Genomic DNA, 25,935 nt, shown 5'->3' on the forward strand with positions numbered 1-25,935 from the left:
TACCTGAAACATCCCCGCTATCATAGGTACTTCGATAACATTGAGAGAACGACCTTCTCAACACTATCCCCTTAGACCGGAGGCTTTGCGTCCCAACCTTTCGATTGGTTTGCCTTTCATTCATAATTTGCACTGGTGAATGACAACGCTGTCATCACTTAATTAGCATAGTCTTAAATTAAACATAAATGCAACACCTAGTTTTACATTAACACAAGCTTATGATTATTAATGGTTTAAACAGTTAACAATCTAACGTTTGACAATATTTTAAGAAGGGGAATATATCTAAACAGGAATATTTCACTAAATACGATTTGAGGAAAGATGACTAAAACTGACAATACATTGAATAAAATAACATCGAAAAAACAAATTTATCGGATTAAAACAGAGAAAAACTTCGGATAAAAACAAAGAAAAAAGCGGGATCACTCTAGGCAATACCCGCTCTGTATTTTTTGCCTCTAATAACTAGATTTAGCGACTCGCCCCCTCTCGACTAGATACCTAAATTCAAGCTTCATACCCAAAAGGATCATCGATGGAAAACATTGGCTTGGTGAACCACACAGGGCCTTCATTTGTCATATAGAAATGATCTTCATGACGCACGCCAAATTCGCCAGGTACGCATAACATAGGCTCATTACTAAAACACATGCCAGCAGCCAAAAGGGTCTGGTCATTAAGCACTAAATAAGGCCATTCATGAATGTCTAAGCCGACACCATGACCGGTTCGATGTGGCAAGCCCGGCACATCGTAGCCAGGGCCAAAACCTGCAGTTTCCAGCACATCACGGGCCGCTCTATCGACACTAGCACAGGTTGCACCAATCTTAGCCGCATCAAATGCAGCAATCTGAGCATCTTGCTCATGTTGCCAAATCTCACGCTGACGATCGCTTGGTTTACCGAACACAAAGGTACGGGTGATATCTGAGTTATAGCCTTGAAGCTGACAACCAGTATCAATCAGAACCGTATCATTTAGATCGAGCGCTTTAGGCGACTTAACACCATGGGGATAGGCACTGTCTTCACCGAATAACACGATACAGAAATAAGAACCAGCAGGGGCACCCACGGCTTTGTGAGCATCATTGATGAAAGCTTCAATTTCACCGACTGTGATGCCTTCTCGCAAAATACGCGCCACAGCTTTATGTACTTCAAGAGTCATATCTTTAGCGCGTTGCAACAAGCTCAGCTCGGTATCAGATTTGATCATGCGACAACCTGCTGTCACAGGCTTAGCATTAACATAATCGAACTGACTATGTTCCTGACGGACACCATCGAAGATGAAGAAGGCGGCAGACTCATCGATACCGACTTTACCCTTATCTATGCCCATCTGCTTGAGCACTTCACCGAACAGGGCAAAAGGACTCTCATCTTCTTGCCAAGTATTCACCTTACCTTCGATAACCATATAACCTAATAGTGTATCGACCTCGAATGCCGGAGCCATATATTCCAACTCGCCTTCGGCAGGAATGATGGCGCCAACCATACGCTCACTAGCATACCAGCGTGTACCCGTATAGTAATACAAGTTAGTACCAGCATTGATATAAATGGCTTCAAGTCCTTGAGACTTCATCAGTTCCTGAGCCTTCTTGATACGCGCGCCATATTCACTCTTAGAGATTGGCTTAGTGCCCTTGGTCATATCACTCAGTTTTGCCAACTCTTGCATTGCGGTCGAACCGCCCACACCTAAGGTCATAGGATTACCCTTTTATATTTTATCTAAGATTCAAAGCCTAATGCCTTGTCAGATTTTATGTTTTGATCAGCTTTGAAACTTGCCTTTATGTGAGGCGAGAAGCCGATACTGAAATCAGAGCTACTTTCTAGCATAAAATATACAAAGGGTCAGTAGAAATATTTTCAGAATAAAAGAAATGACTGTCACAGAGAAGGGAATAAGCGCAATAAGACAGTATCACGCTCACTGAAAAATAAATGGTGCAGTTAGCAGTTCATAATCAAGTTAAGCCTACTTATCCAACAACACCTTTAATCCGCGGCAGACTAAGGTTTCCATATCGTCGACGCGAGCTACTTTAACTTCTGAAAAATGAATGGTGCAGTTAACAGTTCATAATCAAGTTAAGCCTACTTATCCAACAACACCTTTAATCCGCGGCAAACTAAGGTTTCCATATCGTCGACGCGAGCTATTTTACCTTCTGAAATGAATGGTGCAGTTAACAGTTCAATCGAGTTAACCCTGATTTTCTATACCTACTTATCCAACAGCACCTTTAATCCGCGGCAGACTAAGGTTTCCATATCATCGACACGAGCTATTTTAACTTCTGAAATGAATGGTGCAGTTAACAGTTCAATCGAGTTAACCCTGATTTTCTATACCTACTTATCCAACAGCACCTTTAATCCGCGGCAGACTAAGGTTTCCATATCATCGACACGAGCTATTTTAACTTCTGAGAGCGGTGCAGTTAACGCCATATCTTTGAGTGAACTGACACACCCAAGGTAGTAATCTGAACTGTTCATCATGCCACCAGCTAGCCAGATGCGATTGGGGTTAAACAAGTTTATTGCCCACGCAATCCCCATTCCCAAGTATCTGCCTGCACGGTTGAGATCTTTCGGATTCTTGAGCCCACGAACTCTAATCGAGTCACCACTGGCGAGTTGCTCCAAACCGAACTCTCCTGATTCGGTCATTACCCGACAATGTCCCAGCTCACCAGCAAAGCCACTCGCACCGGAGAAGATTTTCCCATTGATTGATATCGCCATTCCGATCCCGGTGCCACACATGATCAATAACTCACAATCGTGCTTAGGATTTAACACAGCGTGCATACCTGCATCGATATCATTACTCAACAGAATAGTCTTAGCCTGGGTGTGTAGATCTTCTCGTGATAAGCCATTCAAACAAGGCAGCGACTTACTCGAAATCAGCTGGTTATTGTTTACTAAACCAGGCACTGCGATGGCGAGCCGATAATCCACCAGTCCATAGTCTGATTCCAACTCATACAATTGCTTAGTTAAACTCTCTATACCAAAGCCTTCGCCAGTAGGGATCTTATATTGCTCGGTTCTGTCCCCAAAATGCATCTCAAATAATGCCTTGGTTCCACCTATATCCACCGTAATCGTTTGCATCTGTTACTCCACTGGGATACGTATCATTTGAATTTTTTATGAGCAAAATATTAACATATCCTAAGTTGAATTAAGAATGAGTTATTCACTCACCTTCACACTTAAGAGTTTGCTTTGGTTGAATTTCCACCAAGCCATCAAGATCAACTGAATTCCGATAAACGGAATGCAGATAATGAGTAGCACTTGCCAACCCAATTGATGTATGACCCAACCGGCACTGAGAGATGCTATCGCTTGGGAGCCAAATACCAAGGTGTCATTGAATGCTTGGACCTTAAAGCGCTCATTGGCGCGATAACAACGGGGCAGCAACACAGTTCCCCCCACAAATAACAGATTCCAGCCTAAGCCAAGCAACACCAGAGCGGCCCAATAGTTGAGCACATCATTGCCCATTAAGGCGGTCACTATGGTAACCAAGTAAGCCAATAAACCCGTGAGCATCATTTTAGACACACCCAATTTTGCCACCAGATAACCGGTAAACAGAGACGGTAAATACATGGCAATGATATGGCTCTGAATCACCCATTTAGTATCGGCTAAAGAGTGATGTTCTATATGATGCATATGCAGAGGCGTCGCCGTCATCACGAAACTCATCATGGCAAAACCTATCATGGCACCGGCAATCGCAACCCAGATCTGCTCTTGATTCAATATGCTACTTAACGGCCTCATATCTCCCAGAGTCTCAGTACTAGCTTGAGATAATGCATTTCTATCCTCTCGATAGAAACAGAGTGTCACCCCGGCAAGCAGACTCACCATGGTCAAAAACAGAAAAGCTCCGACATAGGGAGTCTCGATTAACTCGCCACCCAGCACTGCAAGCTCAGGGCCCAGAAATGCCGCGACCAAGCCGCCTAACAAGACTCTCGATGTGGCCTTAGCACCCAATTCAGGCACTACAGACTCCATCGCCGCGAAGCGGTATTGCTGGATAATTGCGCCTGCAGCCCCCAGTAGAATGCCGCTTAAACAAAAGAGTTCAAAGTTGTGCTCTTGGGCCGCATAGGCCGCAACCAATCCAGCTACACCCGCCAATACCGAGCCACCGATAAACACTTTTTTCCGACCAAACATGCGCATCAGTAAAGTTACAGGCAAAATAGAGATGGCAACACCGACCACCATAGATGCTATGGGCAGAGTCGCTAATATGGGGGTAGGAGCGAGTTCGACACCGATAATCCCTCCCAATAGCATCATCATAGGTGCGGCGCTCATGGCAAAGGCCTGCGCTAAAGTAAGCACCCAGACATTAAATGGCATTTTTGTTTCCATTATTAAATTCATTCCTTTAAGCACTGAACAACAGTAGCCAATCTAATTGATTTAACAACAGATGTAACAGATATTATGTTTCAAAGTTTACAGCTCTTTCCTATTTGAGCTTTTTAGGCTAAACAATCCCTGCTCTTTCACTTCCCACATTCAACAGCAACTGCGATAATTGGCCGCTATATCGGCTTCCAGCCAAATAATCAATAAGAGTAATTCTGATAATACTTGCCTCTCATCAGAGATGCATTAGTCAGTAAACACCGGAGTATTTATGTCTCAATCTATTGCCGCACGACTCGATGCGGTTCGCAGTGAGATGGCCGACGCCAATCTCGATGCCTTCATTATCCCACGCGCCGATGAATACTTGGGCGAATATGTCCCCGAGCGTAACGAGCGCATGCAGTGGATCAGTAATTTCACTGGCTCCGCCGGCATGATCATAGTCCTAAAGGAAAGCGCCGCTATCTTTGTAGACGGTCGATACACAGTTCAGGTCAAATTACAGGTTGATGGTGAGCTATTTCAATACATGAGCCTCACCGATACGCCTCAGATCCCGTGGCTAGCCCAGACCTTAACAGCTGATGCCCGTGTAGGATATGATCCACGCCTACACCCATTGAGCTGGCAAAAATCAGCTGATAACCAGCTCAGTAAAGCACAAATGACCTTAGTCGCCGTCGACGAAAATCCTATCGACCTTCATTGGCAAAACCGACCTCTCGCCTCCAGTGCTCCAGCCATGCTTTTCGACGAGAATCGTACGGGTAAAAGCAGTCAAGAGAAACGTCAAGAGATAGGGGCGGTAGTGACTAAATCCGGCGCAGACATGGCGCTTATCACCTCACTGGATTCATTTTGCTGGTTACTGAATATTCGCGGTAATGACGTACCTCGCCTGCCTGTTATTTTAGGCGCTGCCCTATTAGCGGCTAATGGCGATATGACTCTGTTCACCGATGTTGAAAAACTTCCAACTGGTACATCTGAGCATGTAGGATCAGGAGTCTGTTTCAAGTCTGAAAGTGAACTTAAAGATGCGCTTGGTGAGCTTTCAGGCGTTAACTTGCTCGCCGATCCAAATTCGTGTAATGCCTGGTCTCAGCTCATTGCAGAGCAAGCAGGCGCGATACTCATTGCTGGCTTCGATCCTGTGTCGCTGGCCAAGGCCCAGAAAAATACCACTGAGCTGGCAGGCATGCGCGCTTGTCATATTCGTGACGGTGTGGCTGTCAGTCGCTTCTTAGCTTGGTTAGATGCAGAAGTCGAAGCCGATCGCTTTCATGATGAAGCCACATTGGCAGACAAGCTGGAGAGCTTCCGCTTAGAGGATGAGCTTTATAAAGAGCCTAGCTTCGATACCATCTCTGCCGTTGGGGCAAACGCCGCTATGTGCCATTACAACCACAACAATGGCATCCCAGCGACCATGACCAAAGACAGCATCTATCTGGTTGATTCCGGTGCTCAGTATCTAGATGGCACCACAGATGTCACCCGAACCATAGCCATTGGACAAGTCACTAACGAGCACAGAAAAATGGTCACCTTAGTGCTTAAGGGCCATATCGCACTGGATCAGGCTAAATTCCCTCGCGGCACCACTGGCCAGCAGTTAGATGGTTTCGCCCGCCAATACTTGTGGCAACATGGTTTCGACTATGATCACGGTACTGGCCATGGCGTAGGTCACTTCCTCAATGTTCACGAAGGACCTCAGCGTATCGCTAAAAACAGCAATGATGTCGCCCTGCTTCCTGGAATGGTGGTATCCAATGAGCCGGGGTATTATCGCGCCGACGAATTTGGCATTCGCCTCGAGAACCTTATCGCCGTTCGCCCTTGTAAAGCCCTGGAAAACGCTGAACGAGAGATGTTTGAATTCGAAGCATTGACACTTATCCCCATGGACTCACGCCTTATAGATAAGGGACTGTTAACTGATGCTGAGCTAAATTGGTTTAACGATTACCATCAGCAGGTGTACAAGACACTCTCACCACTGATGCAAGGCGAAGAATTAATCTGGTTAGAAGGTGTAACTCAAGCTATCTAATTGTTTGCATAAGCAGGCAGGTGATACCCTATAGGTATTAAGTAAACCTGCTTGCTTCTGTTTACGCCATATTCGAGTTAACAAGTCTCCGTCACTTCTAATCTGAGCAAAGGCTCAGCCCACTAGCGAATTTCATCTATCTAGGCTTTTATAACAGATGATATTATGGATTTTAGTAGGGCTTTGTGACAAATTCCGGTAACCATGCTGCCTGTTGGCACCGAACTTAACCACTTGGCCCTCAGCCAAGTGCTTCCACCGCTTATTTAAGAAGTACTCCATCGACCCACTCACCACTATGATGTGCTCTATCACACCCTTATTATGTGGTGCGGATAAGTACTCCCTTCCCGGCGCTAAGATGATCTGAAACGTTTCCATGCCAGTCTCTTTATCGAAAGGAAACAACGTCACGACTTCGATATCGGACTCCTCATTTTTCATAAGATCTGGCGTCTTCGTCACTTCTAAATCAGTCAAAAAATAGGAAAGCGGCAACTCGAAGCCATTGGCAATACTCCATAACCTGACGATGGTGGGGCTAGATTCTCCACGCTCAATCTGACCCAACATGGCCTTAGAAACGCCAGTCTCGGCACCCGCCCTGTCTAGGCTCCAGCCTTTGTGAGATCTAGCCTGTTTTAGACGCCCACCTAAAGAGCCATTAATATTTTTATTCATATCACCCTTGTGCGCTATAACGCACAGTGTTAGTTTTAATTCGTGCGCTATAACGCACGAAGATGAGATTAGCATATAAAGCACAGAGAGCACCAAGAAATGACTCAATTGGGTATGATTTTAAACCGTATTAACACAGGTTTTATCGCCGTTCTGGTTGGATTCACCAGCAGCGTGGCACTTATCTATCAGGCAGCGATAAATCTGGGTGGTGACCTACAGATGGTGTCGAGTTGGGTCTTTGCACTCGGTCTCGGCATGGGAGTCACCTCCATCGGCTTGTCTGCGTACTATCGGGTACCGATCCTTATCGCCTGGTCTACACCTGGCGCAGCACTACTCATCTCTGGAACCCAAGGCTTTACCATTAATCAAGCCGTGGGCGCTTTTCTTTTTTCAGCAGTCTTGATCACCCTTGCGGGTATGACTGGCTGGTTTGAAAGAATCATGAGTAAGATCCCTCAACAAATAGCCAGCGCCATGCTGGCGGGTATACTCATTAATTTCGGCATAAACACCTTCAACCTGATGAACCGGCAAGCCCCCTTAGTCTTAGTTATGCTTATTACATATCTGATTTGCAAGCATACGCTCCCCCGCTATACCATGCTGGCAGTTCTTACCGCTGGCTTCAGTGTAGCTTGGTCAATGCAGTTAATTGAACTACCCCAACTGCAATGGCAGATGAGTGAACTCAATTACATTCAGCCCCAGTGGAGCCTGCCAGCCTTTATCAGCATAGGATTACCTCTATTTATTGTCACCATGGCATCCCAGAATATGCCCGGTATAGCGGTACTCAAGGCTCATGACTACCACCCGCCAGTGTCGCGTACCATAACAGTGACCGGAGTGGTCAACATGATTATTGCCCCTTTTGGCGGTTTCGGTATTAATTTGGCCGCGATTACGGCGGCAATTTGTATGACAGAGAACGCAGATCCCAGGCCTGAGAAACGTTATTGGAGTTCAGTTGCCGCAGGAGTGTTCTACATCTTGATGGGAGTGAGTGCAGTCAGTTTAATGACCCTATTCGAAAGTTTACCCTCTGCACTCATTTTGGCTCTCGCAGGAATGGCCTTATTATCGACCATAGGCACTAGCTTGCAACAGGCCCTAAGCTCTCCACGTTATAGCGAAGCCGCATTGTTAACCTTGCTAGTCACGGCATCGGATCTAGTGCTTTATCACATAGGCTCGGCTCTTTGGGGAGCACTAGCTGGTTTGGTGACCTTGATGATCCAGAACCTACTAAGCAAGCACTCAGCTTGATGACATGGTTTCGGTCATGTATCAATTGGGATTAGATAGTGTAATTTGAAACTCTGATCTCACAGAGTTCAGCAGAAACAAGATAGCTTGCCTTAGACCCTGCATCTTTAACAGACGAGCTATCACTAGCCTGAGTTTTTAATCCCTCCACCTTCTTATGCGCTTTGAGCCAACGCATCAAGTCACCGAATGGTTTAGGTCGGCAAATTAAAAAACCTTGTAAGCGTAAGTTATCAATTTTCTCGAGATAGTTAAGATCCCTCAGGTCTTCGACTCCTTCGGCTACCAGTTTAACCCCAAGCTTACTACTGATCTCTTGTAAGGATTTTAGAATCGTTTGCGCTAGGGGGTCATGGTGTATCCCCCGCACAAGACTCATATCTAACTTAAGCTCACTGATGGGTAAACAACACAACTGAATGAGATTAGTATATCCGGTACCGAAGTCATCGATGGCTACCCCAAAGTCATGCAAGCGTAATCGACTGATATTTGAGTATTGGCTCTGCTCGCTCAATGCCTGATTCTCGGTGATCTCTATGGTGAGTTGCGATCTTGCTATCTGATTATCATGGCAATATTTAACTAAACGATTAGGCCAACTAGCTTGATTCAGTTGGCTTGGGCTCAAGTTAATAGAGAGGCTACAATTATCGCAAGAATCATCTTGGCTTATCAGCTTCCACTGTGACAAGGCCTTATCCAGTAACTTTTCAGTTAAATCATTAAGAAGATTATGAGATTCGGCTAGTTCAAGAAAGCTTGCAGGGGAAAGCAACTGCAACTTATTGCCCAACTGAATCCGACATAAGACTTCAAAACCGACTATATCTCCCGTTTTAGCATCCATTTGCGCCTGAAAATAAGGAACAATCTTATTTTCATTCAAAGCCTGATGTAACTCATCGAGAGAAATGGAGGCTGGCTTAGGAGCTAAATCTGACTCCATCATAAATAATCGTTCGATACACAGCTTAAGTTCCTTAGTCGAAACTGGCTTAGTTAATGCACCTAAGAGACGTAACCTTGAATTAGTGACTATTTGAGAAGCCGCCTCTATGATACGATTTTCCATTGCAGACGCTATGATAACGCCTCCCCTATAGCCTATTTCACTCAGGTTCATCAAGAGCTCAATGCCATCCATATTTGGCATATGCAGGTCGATAACAACGACCTGATAATCCCTGGCATACTTGGTCAAGATTTTTATCGCCGAACCAGCATCGGTACAATATTCAACACGATTAACATCTAATTGCATCAGATATTCGCTCAGAACATGGCAACAAGCTAAGGAATCATCGATAACCAGTACATTAATAGACATATTAGTTCTCTAGTTAGATAGCGATAAGCAGAGAAATACTGCCAAAAGAGACTGGAAGTTAAACTTGAAACAAGCGGGGAAACGTGAGAGTTGCTCACTTAATAAATGATGAATTATCCCTTTCAAAGCACACTGAAAAAGTGCCATATAGCCTCCATGCGTGATATCAATCCCACTCAACATCCGTTGAGTTCAGAGTAAGTTTCTAATAGGATAGATATGAATCTAATAAAGCCTAGTCCAAAGCCTCAAACTGTCAAATCCTTCGTCTTCTATATCTCCATAGCGATTCAAAAAATTTCAAAGAAAGTCAGGGTGGGTCTGATATAGAGCAGAAAATGATATGCTGTTAAAACCTGCTGAAAATTGCTATACTCCGCCGCCGCGATTTATTCCCGGTGCTTAGGCATAAAACGCCTGTTGGAAAGTGAACATTGCCTGCGTATGGTTAGGTGAACGAACAAGTTGAATAGAGGTCCCAAGATGAGATTTGAATCTTTTAGTTTTGCTCCCGAGATTTTGCGCGCAATCTCTGAATGTGGTTATCAAAAAATGACGCCTGTTCAGCAAGAAGCCATACCGGCGATCCGCCGCGGTCAGGATGTCTTAGCCAGTGCCCAAACTGGTACAGGTAAGACAGCAGCATTTGCACTGCCTATACTGCAAAAGATGTTCGATAACCCGATGGAGACTCAACGCTCCAATGCACGGGCGCTTATCCTCACACCTACACGTGAACTTGCCTCTCAGATCGCCGACAACATCAGTGATTACAGCAAGTATATGGATGTCTCTGTATTGACCATCTATGGTGGGGTTAAATTAGATACTCAGGCACAGAAACTTAAACGTGGAGCAGACATCATAGTGGCAACTCCAGGCCGTCTGCTGGAGCACCTTCAAGCCTGTAATTTGAACCTGTCTAATGTCGATTTCTTGGTGCTGGATGAAGCCGACCGTATGTTAGATATGGGCTTTATTAGCGATATCCAGAAGATAATGCAGGCCGTCAACAAGCAACGTCAGAACTTACTCTTCTCGGCTACCTTCTCCAGCTCCGTGAAAAAACTGGCTAACGACATGTTAGTCAAGCCTAAGCTTATCAGTCTAAACAGCCAAAACAGCACAGCAGACACAGTTAGCCAGGTTATCTATCCTGTTGAGCAACGCCGTAAGCGCGAGTTACTTTCCGAGCTTATCGGTAAGAAGAACTGGCAACAGGTCCTCGTCTTCACCGCCACACGTGATGCTGCCGATAAGCTGGTGAAAGAGCTAAACTTGGATGGTATCCCTTCATCTGTTGTTCATGGTGAAAAGGCCCAAGGCAACCGTCGTCGCGCCTTAAGAGAATTTAAAGAGGGTAAGATACGCGCCCTGGTTGCCACAGAAGTGGCGGCACGAGGTCTGGATATTCAAGATCTAGAATACGTAGTTAACTATGATCTGCCTTTCCTTGCCGAAGATTATGTTCACCGCATTGGCCGTACCGGTCGTGCGGGTAAATCTGGCGTCGCTATCTCTTTGGTAAGCCGTGAAGAGGAGCGTACTCTATACGATATCGAAACCTTAATCGGCAAGAAACTTCGCCGAATCACGATCCCAGGCTATGAGGTTGGTAGCCGAGACGTGCTGATCAAGCAACTACAAAAGCGTCGCAGCTTCGCTAAGAAACAGCAACGGGAAGATAATGCAGGTGCGCAAGTCGTTGGTGAAAGAAACATGGAAGGCCGCCGAGTCAAAGTGAAAAACACCTCCAATAGACCGGCCACCAAGGCCAAGAAAATCCGCTAAGGCTTAAGGGGAATAAGTTGATGACAAGTTATAATCAGGCCCTTATCGAAATCACTCAAGCGGGTCTTGCTGCACTCGAAGAGCGCAGCAAGAGTAAGAATGTCGTTAAAACAGCCGCGGCCGAGAGTCACTTCCTATGTAACTGGATGGTTCAGGCTCTGAAGGAGCGACGCTTCTCTAAGTTGATTGCCAAAGAGCTTAATCAGTGGATCCGGGATGCCCGCAGCATGGGCGCCGCTGCTCAGCTAACTTCAGTGTTGCAACGCATAGAGAGCCAATACCTGGCAGCGGAACAAAATCAAGCATTGGCCACATCCCTGAACGCCATGTTAAATGAGTTTAGGGAAAATGACTGGGTCGTTATCTTAGATAGTGAAGTCACCACCAGGCTAAAACTAGACAGCAGTGGCCAAAACAGCCTGATTATTTCCAATGAGCAGTATGATGGCCACATCGATGGCGATAATCTGACTAAGGCTATCACCCTCTATGTCCGTGCCAATGAGCAAGAATTGGCAAAGGCTGCAGCTAAACACGGTTTACTCCTAAGCCAAGGTAATAAGAAAGCTAGCCTTATTAAGCACCACAAGGCCTATGGAGTCTTCCCCAATAATCAAGTCCCAGCCATGGCACTGCTTGTAGAATAAGCTAATTAACCTTTCGGTTTATACAAGACATTAAAAAGCACCCTGAGGTGCTTTTTTACTTTAAACCGTATTACTATCGGCTTATTGCAGCTCTTGAAGTTCTTCACCTAAGTGTTTTTCCCCAAGGTGACTATTACCATTTAACTTACTTTTGGTATTCTCCCCTTGAACAACTGAGATAGCCTCTGTCATCATGGGGATCTTACCTGTGAGTAGGTCATTCAAACTGCCCTTATCGGCATCCACAAGACCTAGCTCTTTCAACATTGCATCGACAACTGGCGCGTTAGCACGATAGTTGAGTGCCGCATTAGTCACTTGCTCGGCGATACCCGCTTGACCCGTCTGAGCCAAGACACCATCTTGGGTCACGCCATTACCGCCAGTCCCATAGCCCTGTAAGATCTTAATGCCTTCGATATTTTCCAGAGGCTTAACCGCCTGTTTAACCACTTCAGGCAAAGCTGCCAGTATAGCCATAGAACGTTGAAGCTCGATCTGCTCATAGCTGAGTATATTCTCTGCTTCATGCAATGCCTGCTTACCCGCAGCTTCTACCGCATAAAACTTCTCATCGGCTTCGGCCTTGAGCTTCTTAGTCTCTGCTGCGGCTTTCGCCTCGATCAAGATGGCACTGGATCTGTCTTGTGCAGCACGCTTTTCCGCTTCTGCTTCGACCGTGACCCCAACAGCTTCACGTTCCGCCTCTTTACGTGCATCGATCACCTCAATCTCCTTACGGCGATTAGCTTCGGCGACCTGACGTGTGGTGATAACCGCTTCCTCTTTCTCTACCTTAAGCTTCTCGGCTTCGGCCGCCTTGGCCCTGGCAGCCGATTCCTCTTCCGATTTAACCGCAACGGCAATCTGCTTCTCCTGCTCCGCGACCTCAATATCTCTTTGCTGCTGAATTCGAGACTGCTCGATAGCCTTACGCTTCTCAATTTCCCGGGTTTCTATGTCTTTAGTCTTCTCTATCTCGGCAGTTTCTACCGCACGCTCTCTAGCGATCTCCGCCTCACGCTCTTCACGAGTCTTCTGCTCTTGCTTCTTAAGGATCTCTGCCTTCTGCTCCGCGCGCTTAAACTCAAGCGCCTGCTGCTGGATCAGTCTGGCCTCTTCTTCAGCCTGCTCAATCTCTAATGACTCTTTCTCGGCTTCAAGGTTACGCAGTTCAATCTTAATGCGGTTTTCCTGCTGGATATCGTTGGTCTCTTTACGCTTCTCTTCAATAATCTTAGCGAGTCGTGCACGACCTTCGGCATCGAAGGCATTATTTTCATTGAAATATTGGAGATCGGTCTGATCGAATCCAGTCAAAGATACAGACTCAAGTTCGAGGCCGTTTTTCTCAAGATCATTCGCCACATTATTCTGCACTCGCTGCACAAAGTCGGCTCTTTGCTCATGCATCTCTGTCATGTTCATTTCTGCGGCCACCGCACGTAGCACATCGACAAACTTAGATTCCATCAGCCTCTTAACTTCTTCCACTCGTGTGGTTCGCGAGCCCAAGGTTTGTGCCGCCATAGCAATTCCTTCTGCATTTGGCGCGACCCTAAGGTAGAAGTCGGCTCTCACATCGACACGCATCCTGTCTTTAGTGATAAGCGCATCTTTTTGCATCTTCTCCACTTCGATGCGTAGGGTATTCATATTGACACTAATGGTCTCATGTAACACTGGCAGCACTAGGGCGCCACCATCTTTAACGACTTTTTCACCGCCGAAACCAGTACGAACAAACGCAGTTTCTTTAGAAGCCCTACGGTATAGCTTGGCAAAAACAAGCCCGATAACGAACATACCCAGCAGTGTAGCACCGGCAATTAGCAGCACGAAGCTACTACCAAAATTTGAACTTATATCTTGGATCTGATCCATTTTATTTCCCTTAAAATTACGATCTAACAACGATTTTAATTATGACATTTTTAACTATTTTTCTGTTTCTTTACAGTATTGAGTGCGTTAAATGGTTAAGAATCAAACCTTGCGGCAGACCAGACCGTCCCCTCCCTTCTGAGTAGCACAACCTGAGTACCAGGGTTAAATTCAATGCCGGGTAATTCCGGCTCCACCAGCACATAATGTTTCTGCTGATACTGGTCTTTGACTAAGGCCTCACTGGGGTTGCCCTTAATCGCACAACCTATGGTCACAGTGCCTACACTGCCGAGTAAGACATCGATAGAAACGGCGCTGGACTCATTTTTGGGGAGTATTCTAGCGACAAGGACGCCGATATAGCGACAAGAGAAAGCGGTAAAGAAGAGTGCGATGGGTAGAGTAGCACTTTGAGGTAGTAGCTCATGACTGATAGCCAATGAGATGTAATTACTAATATAACCTGTGATAGAAAAACTGACCAACACCAGCACAAACCAGATAAGCAATGGCAACCTATCCAGACAAAGCCAACCGGCAATCCCTGTTAAGCCACTCCCGCCCCCGAGACCGTCCACATCAGAGTCAATATCGACATCACTGGGCGCCCAGTCATCCAACGCCCCCACAAGACTGTAACCAATGCACAGTGAAAACGCCTCGAAAGCACCGAGCAAGAAAACAAACGCAAGAGAAAGTGTAAAAGGTAAATTAGCTTGGGTGAGCAGAAAGTCCACCATATGTCGCCTCCATGTGTATTACCGCATCCATTTTATTGAAACTTAACGTGATTAGTGAACAATCTTGTTTACTGTAGCAACCCGTTTAGTCTCTAAAATCATAGCAAAGCCAAAACAATATGGAAACAATATTAAGATTAAGATTTTTACATATCACTCAACACTCCTGCAGATTGAGTGATAACATGAAGCAAGTGACAAATTTGATGAAGAGCCCCCATGACACACTCACACAGTTCGCCCCATTACCTGCGCTTAACTGAACACTTTCAGAAGATCGCCCATTTTGAACATCTAAGCGCCTTAGGCGATTGGGATCAGGCCACCATGATGCCAATTGGAGGCAGCGAAGGTCGCGGTGCCGCTATGGCCGAGCTGGCTCGTCACATTCATGAGCTAAAAACAGATTCTTTTATCGAAACCAGCATCGAGCAAGCCGAAGAGGAACTACTCGATAGTCACCAGATGTCTAACCTCAGAGAGATCCGCTATCAGTTCATGCAAGCCAATGTCGTTCCAGCCGATCTCGTTCAGGCTAAAACACAGCTGGCATACCGATGTGAACATGCCTGGCGGGATCAGCGAGCCAATAATGACTGGAAAGGATTCAAGCCTAATCTCGAAGCCCTGATGAAACTGGTGAAAGAAGAAGCTTCGATACGGGCACAGGCACAAGAACTCACGCCTTATGACGCCCTGTTAAATAAATTTGAGCCAGGCATGACCACCAAGCGTCTAGAGCATGTTTTTGGCGATCTCAAATCATGGCTCCCCGGATTGATTGAAACAGTTCAAGGGCAGCAAGCCGATGATAAAAAGATAACCTTGGCAAAATACTCGGCTCAAAGTCAGGAAGCACTGGGGCGTGATGTTATGGCATATCTGGGGTTTGACTTCACCCAGGGCCGTTTAGATGTCAGTAGCCATCCTTTCTGTGGCGGCGTACCCGGTGATATACGTTTAACTACACGTTACGACGAAGCAGATTTTACCAGCGGCTTAATGGGAATCGTCCACGAAACAGGACACGCCAGATACGAGCAAGGACTCCCAAAAGAATGGCGAGGTCAGCCAGCAGGTGGTCATCGCTCTATGGCCATACATGAGAGTCAGAGCCTATTTTGTGAGATGCAATTGGGCCGTGGTGAAGGATTCCTCACTCAAATCCAGCCCAAAATACGCCAGCACTTAAACAGCCAGCTCAGCATAAAAGAGTTAAATCACATCTATAGCCGAGTCAAACCAGGATTAATTCGAGTCGATGCAGATGAAGTCACTTACCCGTGCCATATTCTATTGCGTTTCGAAGCCGAAAAGGGCTTAGTCGACGGCAGCTTAGAAGTTGCCGATTTACCCGAATTCTGGGCAGAGCAGATGAAGTCTCTCCTAGGCATAGATACCCGAGACGATTTTCGTAATGGTTGCATGCAAGATATCCACTGGGCCGTTGGTGAGCTAGGCTACTTCCCCAGTTATACCTTAGGTGCCATGTATGCGGCACAATTTAGATTCGCCATGGAAGCAAACCTAGGGCCGGTCGATGAATTACTGGCTCAAGGTAACATTGCCCAAGTATTCGATTGGCTCGACAAGAACATCTGGTCTCAGGGCAGCTTATTAACTACCGATGAGCTGGTTAAACATGCCACAGGAGAAAGCCTGAATCCTAATTTCTTTAGGCGCCATCTAGAGCAAAGATACCTTAAATAACGTATCATACGGGGATAAATTAGGCTGCCTAGGTAAAATGATGCACTTGCGAAATATCGACTCCAGAGACTGGGAGACTATCCTCATAATTCAGGAGGAATGTTACCCAGAATTAGAACCCGAGTCTCTGAGTGTATTACAGAGTAAATGGCAATTATCCCCACAAACTTGCTTCGTCATAGAGGCGGATAATCAAGTGGTTGGATACAGCCTGGCACATCCCTGGACACTCGGCTCGCCACCATCGCTAGAACAAGTAACAGGCCAGGTTGAGCAAGCCGATACCTTGTATCTACATGATATTGCTCTGTCGGCCGGTGCTCAAGGAAAAGGCGCCGGACGCGCCGTTTTCGAAAAACTGTTAACATTGGCCCAGCAGCTCTCATTTAACAGTATCTCCTTAGTGGCCGTCCAAGGGGCGAGTAGCTACTGGAAAAAACAAGGATTCGTAAAACAATCTATCCATAAGAGCCTAGCAACCTATACACCTGATGCCTGCTATATGGTCTTGAAGCTATAGGCATATAACAGTGTTATTAGAAGTTTTATCAGATTGAATAAACAATTAGCACAAGATAAATAATAGAGAACATTATGGCCGTAAGAGTAACGTACAAATATAAGAAGCAAGCGAAAGAGATCAATTTCGCTTACGACAAGCATCATGATATCCATGAGGCTATAGCTGCAGCCGAAGGCGTCGACCTAACTCGCTATCATATGATGGAGCAGCAAGTCGCCATGACATCGAAAGGCTCTGCCGCAGTGAGAGATTTCAGAGATAAAGAGTTCGCTCGAATGGGCTTTAGCGATATTTATTACATTAAAGATGACCCAAAAGCCAAATAACCTTAGACCGACAGCAACGACTAACAGAATGCGAGAGTGAACTTAAAAATGACCGACAGCTCAATGCCAAACCGAGAACATGCTAACTTTCCTCGTGCGGGTTTTTTTCGCCGCTTCGGCGCCGCCGTCTATGATCTTCTACTTGCTGTTGCCGTCTATATGATTGCTGGTGCCATAGGTTTTGGCGTGTTTACCGCCCTCACCTCTTCAGGCCTAATAGACATGGGAACCTATGAGCATGTATCAGACCTGCTCAATAGTGACTCTCTTTATAAAGGAATATACCAACTCTGGATAGCACTCTGTGTGGGTCTGTTTTACATCTCCTTCTGGAGCTACGGTGGCCAAACCTTAGGCATGCGTGCCTGGCAACTAAAAATTCAGCACCCTAACGGTCAGAGCCTGAGTATGATCACAGCCTCGGCTCGCTTGGTGTGGTCTCTGCTGGGGATCGGAAACCTGTGGATCTTGATCAACGGTGATAAGCTAGCCCTGCAAGATATGATGACCCGTTCAGAAGTCGTGGTCTTGTCGAAAGAAGCCAACAAGATGCGCAACTGGCGCGGCGTTTAGCGATAAGCCAAATAAACAGCATAGAAAGTTGCGAGACGCGAGCTAGTGCAAAGAATATTAGCTCGAAACTCGTGACTCCTGTGACTCCTAGCTCGTAACTTTAAGTTTTGCCTTGTTTTGCACTTCTTTACATTAGCCTGTGATTCATTTACTCCCCTTACTTTATAGTTAACCTTGTTATCAATTTGTTATCGATTTATTTCTAACACAAGGTTAAGGAAGTCAGATATGGATCTCTCACCATACTCAAATGTCTCTCGGTCAACGAGACAAAAATTACCCGTATCAAGACTCATTTTTGCCTTACTGGCTTCAATCTTACTCAGTGCTTGTGGCGGAGATGGTGACTCTTCACCCTCTGAGCCCGGCATACCGACTCCTCCAGTGACTAACGCTGCACCAGAACTCAATCTTGCCACAGAGTCTGTTTCGATAGAGGCGAATTCAAGTCAAACAATCAGCTTTACCGCGAGCGATGCCGATGGTGACTCACTCACGGTCACGACTTCATCAAGCGACTCTCTTGAGATAAGTCACACCGAAAATGAGCTGATACTTACATTAGGTGAGAACCTAGAACAATCGGTTGAAACTATCACCTTATCCGTGAGCGACGGCACAGACACAGTATCTCGCCAGCTGATCGTGACCTTACAGCCTCAACCTATACTCATAGAGCCGCAACTGCCGGAAATATCCTTCGATTATGCAGGAGTCACCCTGCCTCAACATTTCCTACAAAATGACTTTCCCGCTAATTTCCAATTTCAATCCGCAGCCATAGACAGTGACAATACACCATCAAATAATCTTGTCACCAATGCTGGTGCGACCTTAGGACGAGTATTGTTTTACGATACCCAGCTCAGCGCCAACAATACAGTCTCTTGCGCTTCATGTCATATACAGGAACTAAGTTTTTCAGATAGCAGGCAAGTTAGTCTGGGCTTCGACGGCGGTGAGACTCGCCGTCACTCCATGGGACTGGCCAACGCCCGTTTCTATCAGACAGGAAGATTTTTCTGGGATGAACGTGCAGGCTCACTTGAAGAGCAAGTCTTGATGCCGATACAAGATGAAGTTGAAATGGGGTTAAGCTTAGATGAGCTTTTTTCTAATGTCTCCAGTCAAGGCTACTACTCACCACTATTTAGCGCCGCTTTTGGAGATGAGCAAGTCAGCAGTGACAGAATAGCCCTGGCTTTAGCCCAGTTTGTTCGTGCTATGGCCTCTATGGATGCCAGATACGACCAAGGCCGCAGTCAGGTTTCCGATCCATTACAGCCCTTCCCAAATTTCACCACTCAGGAAAACAATGGCAAGCGTCTGTTTATGACCTTTAGAAATGGCATCCCTCCATGCACTAGCTGCCATAGCTCAGAAGCCTTCGTAGGCCCTCTTATCGGCCCTGATTCAAATGCAACCACTATAGCCAGCAATAATGGCCTAGATGAGCAATCCGATGATGACTTAGGGGTATTTGAAACCACAGGAATCAATGGTCATACAGGAAAGTTTAAGGTGCCGTCTTTAAGGAATATCGGTGTACGCCCACCCTATATGCATGATGCGCGCTTCAGCAGTTTAGAGGAAACCATAGAACACTACAGTAGCGGTATAAAACCTCATCCAACGCTGCAGGCACTGCTAAGAAACCAAGTAGGAAATCCGGTGCAATATAACTTCTCGGCAGAAGAGCAGGCTGATCTTGTTGCCTTTCTTCATACCCTCACCGATGAGAGCTTTCTCAATGATGAGAAGTTTAGCGATCCGTTTTAGGTAAACAAAGTATCTAGAGGAGCTTATCGAGACATAAAAAAACTCCGAAGCTAAAGTAACTTCAGAGTTTTATACTTAAAAGAGAGCCTAAGCCTTTCCTATCTAAGTTTAATAAGCTGAGGCTTCACCATACAAGCCCACAATCTTTTAAAACTAGCAGAATAACTCATGCTTAGTAAGTCGCTTCACGCTTCTTAGCTTCAACTTCCCACTTAGGCACCTCAGTCTTCTTGAACTCTTCTTTATCAGCATTCATCTTCTTCATATCCATGCCCATGGCAGCTTGTGCCTTAGCCTTGGTAGAAGTGTCAGGGTATGAGATAGGCTGCTTAACACCTTTATTAGCAAGTAGGTGCGCCAGCTTAACACGGGCATCAGCTGCCTTATCTACCGCAGTACCTAAGATACGCAGGGCTTCAGCCGGAGCGTGAGCCGCAACACCGTGAGAGGCAGTCGCATAATCCCAGCGCCACTGTGAATGACGAATATCGGTAAGAATTGGCTTCATCTCGGCTTCGGTAGCACCGGCTTCCCAAGCTGCACCTGCCTCAAAGTGTGCTTTAACCAATTGACCTTCAGCAGCCATCTTAAGTTCTTCAACTTTCGCCTTGCGCTGATTAGTCAGGTCGACCATGAACTCCTTGCTCTGTTCATGACAAGTACCACAAGTTTCTTCGAAGCGATCGAATGGGTTACCCACCTTGTGATCGGTATACTTACGGCCTTCGGCATTCTTAACTCTAGGCATGTGACAATCTGTACAACTTACATTGTTCTGTCCATGTACACCAAGCTTCCAGGTTTCATAACCAGGATGCTGCGCTTTCAACATAGGTGTCTTAGAAATCTTATGAGTCCAATCAGCAAACTGAATCCCATCATAATAGGCTTCTGCTGCATCTACGGTAATGCCTTGATCCCAAGGGAACTTAACAAAACCTTTCTTATCTTTAGTCTTCTCGAAGTAGTATTCGACGTGACATTGGCCACAAACCATAGACTGCTTATCTTTACGAGAAGCTTTATCGAATGGCGTACCAATTGTTTCCATGGCGCGTTCGGCGAAAGGACGAGAGATACGTAACTTAGACTTACCGCTCACGTGACAATCGCTACAACCGATAGTATTGACGATTTCAGCACCGCCTTTGTACCACTTACCCGTAAAGTAACCGTCTTCACCTTGCTCTTCGATCATGCGAGGTACATCCGGGCTCTTACAAGACCAACATGCCATAGGCATTGGACCATCAGCATCAGACTTAGGTGCGCCGGTACGTAATGTATTACGAACATCGGTGATCGCATACATATGGCCACGGGCCTTGTTATAATCTTTCGCGAAGCCATAACCCGCCCACAAAACCACTAGGTTTGGATCGGCTTCCAATACATCGACAATTTCTGTGCTCTCAGAAGTTTCATGCCAACTGTTATACTGCTTAGAAAACTTATCTTTATATACTTCGTTTCTAGGCTCAGTCTTATCATTCGCCATCACACCTGAAGTCATAAGACTCGCTGCGACCAATGCACTTAGGGCAAAGGATTTTTTAGTTAATGTTCTCACCATCTCATCTCCGCGTTACTTTTTATAGTAGTCTTAATAACCACATCATCTCCAAGGCCAAAGTTAGACCCTTAACACCATTTTAAATATACCCCTAAGTGAGTATCCTATGTAAAGTTTGCGGTAGATCAAAATGTAAACGTGTTGTTGTTCACACTTTTGCCTATTTGTTAACAGGCTTAAGTGAAAACTAAATTAGGACAACTCTAACGGATAGACTAATCAAAGTAATTTAGCGAGTTTTAATCAATGAAAAAAGGTAGCTTAACGTCGACCATTTTGGGTCTAATGTTAACTTTAATATTATTATCGAGCGGTCTGGCGACTTTTGCCATTATCAACTTATCCTACAGTCTTGGGGATGCCAGAGCCATCAACGCATCCGGCTCTTTGCGAATGCAAAGCTATCGCTTAATGTTCTATGCAAACTCAGGTAGCGAAGATGCCTTACAGAAGATAGAGGAGTTTGAAAATACTCTATATTCAGATGCACTTAAACGTTCACTCGACTGGAAAACCCCTGATGAACTCGAAGCGCAATACCTGTTAGTCATTCACAAATGGAAGGTGATGAGATCTTATATCGAAGAAGAAAACTCACGTCTCTATGCCGCTGCACTGAAAGACTTTGTCGATACTATCGATCTGCTCGTTCTGGAAACTGAGCACTATGCCGCCTTCAAATTAAAGTTACTCGCCGTGAGCCAAATTATCGGGCTCGGCTTAATGCTGTTTATTGCTTTTCTGGCGGTGCGCTTCACCAAGCGAAAAGTGGTCGCCCCCCTCAATCAGTTAATGGAATCTGCCAATACCATCTCCAAAGGAAACTTCGATGTTGAGATGCCTAAAACTGAGTATATCGAGCTCAGTGCCTTAAGTAGTGCATTTGAATCTACGGCCAAGGAACTGTCAACCCTTTACCAAGACTTAGAGGGTCAGGTAAAGGATAAAACCTTAGCCCTGACTCGCACTAATAATGAGCTGACACTCTTGTACGATAACTTAGTCATGCTTCACTCGGGTAAGCTAGAGATCAGCAGCTTGAAAGCCGCACTTAACCAGCTAAGAGCCCATGAACCAGATACATTTCTTCGCCTTGTTATAGTGCAAGATAATGAAGAGGAATTAGTCATAGAGGCCGACGGCGGCTGGCCCATAAAGTCGAATAGCCAAACTCATTTCCCACTAAAATTCGAGACCAATGAGCTAGGTTACTTAGAAGCCAACTCCAGCGCGGAGCCCAATTTTCAACTATTCGAAAACTTTGCCATCATGCTAGCTCGCTCAATCGTTATCTATAATGCTGGAGAGCAGCGGCAACAGCTTGCGCTAATGGAGGAGCGAGGGGTTATTGCCAGAGAGCTGCATGACTCCTTAGGTCAAATTCTCTCCTTCTTAAAGATCCAAGTCAGCTTACTGTCTAAAGGGCTGGACAGTGCTTGCCGCAGCCCTCAAGTCGAGCAGCAAATAGCTGAAATAAACGAAGGGGTGAACACTGCCTATGTGCAATTAAGGGAGCTACTGTCGACCTTTAGGCTAACCATCAAGGATCCGAACTTGCACCATGCTATCGAAGCCATGTTGGAACAGCTTAGAATCCAGTCCAACGCTAAAATAACCTTAGATTATAAACTGCCCATGCAGCTGCTCGGCGCCCATCAACATATCCATGTGTTGCAATTAACTCGTGAAGCGACGGTTAATGCCATCAAGCATGCCCAAGCCGACCTGATTAACATTCGTTGTTTTAAGGACTCAGATACCCATGTCACCATCACTATTAACGACAATGGCGTAGGCATAGATAGCGTGAAAAAACGTGATCAGCATTTCGGCATAGGCATTATGCATGAGCGTGCCAGTCGCTTATCGGGTATAGTGGAGTTCACTGGCAACTCCGAAGGAGGAACGAGAGTAACACTGACTTTCCCTCCACAGCAGGAACCAGCCTAGATAAATGATTAGTTTCATATTTTTCTTTGTATACAATACAAGGCATAAAAAAATACCCTTGCAGGAGGCGCTTTAAAAAATGGGCAAACCTTACTCAGTGCTCGTTGTCGATGATCACCCGCTGTTACGCCGCGGTATTTGCCAATTAATTACTTCTGACTCAGATTTCACCCTTTTTGGTGAAGCAGGGACTGGATTAGATGCACTGTCGGCTATCGAAGAGAGCGAGCCGGATATAGTGTTACTCGATCTCAACATGAAAGGCATGACTGGATTAGATACCTTAAACGGTCTACGCCAAGAGGGAGTCACCTCTCGCATCGTCATACTCACAGTTTCCGATGCTAAACAAGATGTTATTCGCTTGGTTAGAGCCGGTGCCGACGGTTATCTATTGAAAGATACTGAGCCTGATCTGCTATTAGAGAAGCTAAAGAAGGCTATGCAGGGGCATAGAGTGATCAGCGAGTCGGTCGAAAACTATCTCTATGAGCTCAAAGATGCAACCGATGAACAGGTTTGGATCGATAACCTGACCCCTAGAGAACTGCAGATCTTGCAGCTCGTGGCACAGGGAAAGAGCAATCGCACGATCTCGGAGCAATTGCATATCAGCGAAGGGACAGTCAAAGTCCACGTTAAAAATCTACTGAGAAAGGCCAACGCCAAATCGAGAACCGAGATGGCAGTTCGATATCTCAATCAGTAACAAGTGATCCAGCTTAATTAAAAAGGCAGCCAATGGCTAATGCCGGTAAGTTAAGCTTACTGGCATTTTTTATTTCTGGCATATTTCTGTGGTCTGCGCTTGACCGTTCTAGGAAAAGACCGAGTTCGTCGGGGCTCTAAAATCAGGCTTTCAGCCATTTCATAGAAATATTTAAGCTGACGAGGAATTGCACCTGGTGTCGAGTAGGACAAACCCACTAATAGCCTCAAAATATGAGCCAAAGAACCATTAAAACTCAACTGATAAGGGAGATAATCCCCTTTGAGTTGATGACACATTTTCACCATCTGATAACGCACTAGATTGTAGGTGAGTAAGATCCCCCACAACTCCTGTTTTACAAGCTCTGGCAGTCGACTTCTCAACGTTAAACGATTACCTAGCATGTATTGTTTTTGCTCTCGATAACCTAATTCTATTTCCCATCGATGCACGTATAAGTCAGCTATGTCTGCAACGGGATAACGCATGGGATCTATCATTGATGTCAAAACCGAGTATTCCTTGCCATTAATCTTTCGACTTATCAGCCGAACTTCCAGCTCATAAGGCAGCTCAGGCCATCGTTTTCTGGCATGTGGATTACTTTTTAATTGAACGATTTTATCGTTGCGCCCCAAGCTGCGGAGCACTTCATATTGGACATTTTTTTTCAACGGAATTAGCCAGTGTCGCTCGTTACCTGTGGATTGCCACTGATAAAGTAGCCCTAGAGAATAAAAGCCTCGATCAAACAATGTCAGACTATGATCCGGTGTGGAGTCGATAAGCTTTTCGGCCAAAATCATCTCATTAACGGCGTAATCATCGAAAGCACTGGCGGTAATAAGATGGCTACTCAATTCCATTTGGCAGACCATACGAACTTGAGGATATTGAGTCTCTTTTTGTCGAGAAAAGGCTTCTGCATTATCGGGAGTATCTTCCGCCCGCCAGACTACACCATCGACTCCCAGTAACGTCAGTCCATTCCAGTTTGGATGTAGAGCTTCACGATTCCAGTGAGCTTGAGTGCACTCAAACAGAGCTTTCATTGCCGCTTCACCGAGATTTTTTCGTCGTTGAGTTAATGCGCTCGGAGCAACAAATGGCTTGCCCTCTCTATCAACGATATCGAGCATGTTAATGATGTGAGCCATCGACTTATCATTATAGATAGCCATTCCAATAATAAGCCAAGCCATTGACTCTAGTGTTAATTTACGTTTTCTAATCGTGACTGTTTCAGTTAATGAATACGCTTCCTCTATCAACTCCAGAGGGAGTAAATCTGCGAGGGTTTCAACTTGATGGGGCTTGAGTTGGTTGATCATGTCAAAAGCTTGGGAAACTTGCATAAAAAATCCGAGACCTAGAGATAGGACTCGGATTCTGAAGCATCTAGAAGATCAGTCAACCGATCGATAAATCACTAAATGATCGGCATTACAGCCAATGCCTGCCTTTTTAATACCTGCTCTTTCGGCGAGCAAGCCCCTATCGAGACTCGTCGAGAAACTCTCGCCAACTCACGAGTGCCGACTGGAAATCTTCTAAGCCACAAAATGCCTCGGATTCACCGTTATAGAGTGACATACCTTCTTCAAATTCATGATCTAATCCATCTTCTAATTCGTTGGCGAATACCCTGACCTGCTCACTGTCCAACTCCAGTGACAGTGCCTTACCAAGCCATCGCCTTTCGATAAGCGAGCCCACTTGTAACTGCTCGATGACCTGAGAGAGATCATTAAACTTATCTTTGCATTCACCCAACTCCTCCGCAAACCAAAAACCTAACACCTCATGATCCATACTAAAATTCGCAATCACAGTGCCAGTCATGGTGTTGCGCCGAAATTCATATTCCATACTAAAACCTATTACCCAACAAATTAACGCTATATCTCCCGTAATTTTACCTTAAAATAAATCTCGAT

Annotated in this window: 21 protein-coding genes, 1 pseudogene and 1 riboswitch; of the genes and pseudogenes, 11 read left to right on the top strand and 11 right to left on the bottom strand. The window is 45.6% G+C overall.

Annotation, left to right across the window (positions count from 1 at the left end):
• Window positions 1-4: 4 nt before the first annotated feature.
• Window positions 5-124: riboswitch (cyclic di-GMP riboswitch) on the bottom strand.
• A 392-nt stretch (window positions 125-516) separates the two neighbouring features.
• From sps_RS12695 to sps_RS12705, 4 genes and pseudogenes are all read right to left on the bottom strand, one after another.
• Complete coding sequence (locus tag sps_RS12695; RefSeq protein ID WP_077752867.1) at window positions 517-1,734, bottom strand: M24 family metallopeptidase; 1,218 nt, start codon at window positions 1,732-1,734, stop codon at window positions 517-519.
• A gap of 521 nt (window positions 1,735-2,255) precedes the next feature.
• A pseudogene (locus tag sps_RS29300) lies at window positions 2,256-2,351 on the bottom strand (ROK family protein); the annotation flags it as partial.
• A gap of 33 nt (window positions 2,352-2,384) precedes the next feature.
• Window positions 2,385-3,155, bottom strand: a complete 771-nt coding sequence (locus sps_RS12700) for an ROK family protein (RefSeq protein ID WP_077752868.1) — start codon at window positions 3,153-3,155, stop codon at window positions 2,385-2,387.
• Window positions 3,156-3,236: 81 nt separating this feature from the next.
• Window positions 3,237-4,445, bottom strand: coding sequence for an MFS transporter (locus sps_RS12705; protein WP_077752869.1), 1,209 nt, complete (start codon window positions 4,443-4,445; stop codon window positions 3,237-3,239).
• 271 nt (window positions 4,446-4,716) lie between these two features.
• On the opposite strand from sps_RS12705, the gene sps_RS12710 reads away from it, so the two are divergent.
• The gene (locus sps_RS12710) at window positions 4,717-6,504 is read left to right on the top strand and encodes an aminopeptidase P family protein (protein ID WP_077752870.1); all 1,788 of its coding nucleotides are present in this window, start codon (window positions 4,717-4,719) and stop codon (window positions 6,502-6,504) included.
• A 132-nt stretch (window positions 6,505-6,636) separates the two neighbouring features.
• Here sps_RS12710 and sps_RS12715 read toward each other — a convergent pair whose 3' ends face one another.
• Entirely contained in the window at window positions 6,637-7,185 is a 549-nt protein-coding gene (locus sps_RS12715; RefSeq protein WP_077752871.1) for a helix-turn-helix domain-containing protein, read from the bottom strand.
• Window positions 7,186-7,284: 99 nt separating this feature from the next.
• On the opposite strand from sps_RS12715, the gene sps_RS12720 reads away from it, so the two are divergent.
• Window positions 7,285-8,457, top strand: coding sequence for a benzoate/H(+) symporter BenE family transporter (locus sps_RS12720; RefSeq protein ID WP_077752872.1), 1,173 nt, complete (start codon window positions 7,285-7,287; stop codon window positions 8,455-8,457).
• Between the two features lie 31 nt (window positions 8,458-8,488).
• Here the strand turns inward: sps_RS12720 and sps_RS12725 are convergent, their stop codons facing one another.
• Window positions 8,489-9,787 (bottom strand): EAL domain-containing response regulator, encoded by a 1,299-nt coding sequence (locus sps_RS12725; RefSeq protein ID WP_077752873.1) that lies wholly within the window; start codon window positions 9,785-9,787, stop codon window positions 8,489-8,491.
• 483 nt (window positions 9,788-10,270) lie between these two features.
• On the opposite strand from sps_RS12725, the gene sps_RS12730 reads away from it, so the two are divergent.
• Together sps_RS12730 and sps_RS12735 are read left to right on the top strand one after the other, a co-directional pair.
• The gene (locus sps_RS12730) at window positions 10,271-11,578 is read left to right on the top strand and encodes a DEAD/DEAH box helicase (protein ID WP_077752874.1); all 1,308 of its coding nucleotides are present in this window, start codon (window positions 10,271-10,273) and stop codon (window positions 11,576-11,578) included.
• Window positions 11,579-11,598: 20 nt separating this feature from the next.
• Window positions 11,599-12,225, top strand: a complete 627-nt coding sequence (locus tag sps_RS12735; RefSeq protein WP_077752875.1) for a DUF2913 family protein — start codon at window positions 11,599-11,601, stop codon at window positions 12,223-12,225.
• 81 nt (window positions 12,226-12,306) lie between these two features.
• Here sps_RS12735 and sps_RS12740 read toward each other — a convergent pair whose 3' ends face one another.
• The gene (locus sps_RS12740; RefSeq protein WP_077752876.1) at window positions 12,307-14,109 is read right to left on the bottom strand and encodes a flotillin family protein; all 1,803 of its coding nucleotides are present in this window, start codon (window positions 14,107-14,109) and stop codon (window positions 12,307-12,309) included.
• 95 nt (window positions 14,110-14,204) lie between these two features.
• Complete coding sequence (locus tag sps_RS12745) at window positions 14,205-14,852, bottom strand: OB-fold-containig protein (protein WP_077752877.1); 648 nt, start codon at window positions 14,850-14,852, stop codon at window positions 14,205-14,207.
• A gap of 219 nt (window positions 14,853-15,071) precedes the next feature.
• Between sps_RS12745 and sps_RS12750 the strand changes: the two genes are divergently transcribed.
• The 5 genes from sps_RS12750 (at window position 15,072) to sps_RS12770 (ending at window position 19,763) form a co-directional block, all read left to right on the top strand.
• Window positions 15,072-16,562 (top strand): carboxypeptidase M32, encoded by a 1,491-nt coding sequence (locus tag sps_RS12750; protein WP_077752878.1) that lies wholly within the window; start codon window positions 15,072-15,074, stop codon window positions 16,560-16,562.
• Window positions 16,563-16,602: 40 nt separating this feature from the next.
• Window positions 16,603-17,082, top strand: coding sequence for a GNAT family N-acetyltransferase (locus sps_RS12755; RefSeq protein ID WP_077752879.1), 480 nt, complete (start codon window positions 16,603-16,605; stop codon window positions 17,080-17,082).
• A 74-nt stretch (window positions 17,083-17,156) separates the two neighbouring features.
• Window positions 17,157-17,411, top strand: a complete 255-nt coding sequence (locus sps_RS12760; protein WP_077752880.1) for a DUF2960 domain-containing protein — start codon at window positions 17,157-17,159, stop codon at window positions 17,409-17,411.
• Window positions 17,412-17,474: 63 nt separating this feature from the next.
• Entirely contained in the window at window positions 17,475-17,984 is a 510-nt protein-coding gene (locus tag sps_RS12765; protein ID WP_149027408.1) for an RDD family protein, read from the top strand.
• A gap of 228 nt (window positions 17,985-18,212) precedes the next feature.
• Window positions 18,213-19,763, top strand: a complete 1,551-nt coding sequence (locus sps_RS12770) for a cytochrome-c peroxidase (protein ID WP_077752882.1) — start codon at window positions 18,213-18,215, stop codon at window positions 19,761-19,763.
• 172 nt (window positions 19,764-19,935) lie between these two features.
• On the opposite strand, the gene nrfA is transcribed toward sps_RS12770, so the two are convergent.
• Window positions 19,936-21,336 (bottom strand): ammonia-forming nitrite reductase cytochrome c552 subunit, encoded by a 1,401-nt coding sequence (gene nrfA / locus sps_RS12775; RefSeq protein ID WP_077752883.1) that lies wholly within the window; start codon window positions 21,334-21,336, stop codon window positions 19,936-19,938.
• A gap of 246 nt (window positions 21,337-21,582) precedes the next feature.
• Here nrfA and narQ point away from each other — a divergent pair, with 246 nt between their 5' ends.
• On the top strand, window positions 21,583-23,286 hold the full coding sequence (gene narQ / locus sps_RS12780) for a nitrate/nitrite two-component system sensor histidine kinase NarQ (protein WP_077752884.1): 1,704 nt from the start codon (window positions 21,583-21,585) through the stop codon (window positions 23,284-23,286).
• A gap of 79 nt (window positions 23,287-23,365) precedes the next feature.
• Window positions 23,366-23,995: a response regulator gene (locus sps_RS12785; protein ID WP_077752885.1), complete on the top strand. Its 630-nt coding sequence runs from the start codon at window positions 23,366-23,368 to the stop codon at window positions 23,993-23,995.
• Between the two features lie 56 nt (window positions 23,996-24,051).
• Here the strand turns inward: sps_RS12785 and sps_RS12790 are convergent, their stop codons facing one another.
• Both sps_RS12790 and sps_RS12795 read right to left on the bottom strand, forming a co-directional pair.
• Window positions 24,052-25,353, bottom strand: a complete 1,302-nt coding sequence (locus sps_RS12790) for an IS4 family transposase (RefSeq protein ID WP_077752886.1) — start codon at window positions 25,351-25,353, stop codon at window positions 24,052-24,054.
• A gap of 139 nt (window positions 25,354-25,492) precedes the next feature.
• Window positions 25,493-25,867, bottom strand: a complete 375-nt coding sequence (locus sps_RS12795) for a YacL family protein (RefSeq protein WP_077752887.1) — start codon at window positions 25,865-25,867, stop codon at window positions 25,493-25,495.
• Window positions 25,868-25,935 lie beyond the last annotated feature (68 nt).

The organism is Shewanella psychrophila (genome assembly GCF_002005305.1).
Lineage (GTDB): Bacteria > Pseudomonadota > Gammaproteobacteria > Enterobacterales > Shewanellaceae > Shewanella > Shewanella psychrophila.

Excerpts from the sequence above, each read along its gene's own strand:
- sps_RS12730 (WP_077752874.1), top strand. The coding sequence starts at position 10,271 with ATGAGATTTGAATCTTTTAGTTTTGCTCCCGAGATTTTGCGCGCAATC.
- sps_RS12725 (WP_077752873.1), bottom strand. The coding sequence starts at position 9,787 with ATGTCTATTAATGTACTGGTTATCGATGATTCCTTAGCTTGTTGCCAT.
- sps_RS12770 (WP_077752882.1), top strand. The coding sequence starts at position 18,213 with ATGGATCTCTCACCATACTCAAATGTCTCTCGGTCAACGAGACAAAAA.
- sps_RS12745 (WP_077752877.1), bottom strand. The coding sequence starts at position 14,852 with ATGGTGGACTTTCTGCTCACCCAAGCTAATTTACCTTTTACACTTTCT.
- sps_RS12750 (WP_077752878.1), top strand. The coding sequence starts at position 15,072 with ATGACACACTCACACAGTTCGCCCCATTACCTGCGCTTAACTGAACAC.
- sps_RS12705 (WP_077752869.1), bottom strand. The coding sequence starts at position 4,445 with ATGGAAACAAAAATGCCATTTAATGTCTGGGTGCTTACTTTAGCGCAG.
- sps_RS12715 (WP_077752871.1), bottom strand. The coding sequence starts at position 7,185 with ATGAATAAAAATATTAATGGCTCTTTAGGTGGGCGTCTAAAACAGGCT.
- sps_RS12795 (WP_077752887.1), bottom strand. The coding sequence starts at position 25,867 with ATGGAATATGAATTTCGGCGCAACACCATGACTGGCACTGTGATTGCG.
- sps_RS12760 (WP_077752880.1), top strand. The coding sequence starts at position 17,157 with ATGGCCGTAAGAGTAACGTACAAATATAAGAAGCAAGCGAAAGAGATC.
- sps_RS12740 (WP_077752876.1), bottom strand. The coding sequence starts at position 14,109 with ATGGATCAGATCCAAGATATAAGTTCAAATTTTGGTAGTAGCTTCGTG.
- sps_RS12695 (WP_077752867.1), bottom strand. The coding sequence starts at position 1,734 with ATGACCTTAGGTGTGGGCGGTTCGACCGCAATGCAAGAGTTGGCAAAA.
- narQ (WP_077752884.1), top strand. The coding sequence starts at position 21,583 with ATGAAAAAAGGTAGCTTAACGTCGACCATTTTGGGTCTAATGTTAACT.
- sps_RS12700 (WP_077752868.1), bottom strand. The coding sequence starts at position 3,155 with ATGCAAACGATTACGGTGGATATAGGTGGAACCAAGGCATTATTTGAG.
- sps_RS12790 (WP_077752886.1), bottom strand. The coding sequence starts at position 25,353 with ATGCAAGTTTCCCAAGCTTTTGACATGATCAACCAACTCAAGCCCCAT.
- sps_RS12785 (WP_077752885.1), top strand. The coding sequence starts at position 23,366 with ATGGGCAAACCTTACTCAGTGCTCGTTGTCGATGATCACCCGCTGTTA.
- sps_RS12710 (WP_077752870.1), top strand. The coding sequence starts at position 4,717 with ATGTCTCAATCTATTGCCGCACGACTCGATGCGGTTCGCAGTGAGATG.
- sps_RS12755 (WP_077752879.1), top strand. The coding sequence starts at position 16,603 with ATGCACTTGCGAAATATCGACTCCAGAGACTGGGAGACTATCCTCATA.
- nrfA (WP_077752883.1), bottom strand. The coding sequence starts at position 21,336 with ATGGTGAGAACATTAACTAAAAAATCCTTTGCCCTAAGTGCATTGGTC.
- sps_RS12720 (WP_077752872.1), top strand. The coding sequence starts at position 7,285 with ATGACTCAATTGGGTATGATTTTAAACCGTATTAACACAGGTTTTATC.
- sps_RS12765 (WP_149027408.1), top strand. The coding sequence starts at position 17,475 with ATGCCAAACCGAGAACATGCTAACTTTCCTCGTGCGGGTTTTTTTCGC.
- sps_RS12735 (WP_077752875.1), top strand. The coding sequence starts at position 11,599 with ATGACAAGTTATAATCAGGCCCTTATCGAAATCACTCAAGCGGGTCTT.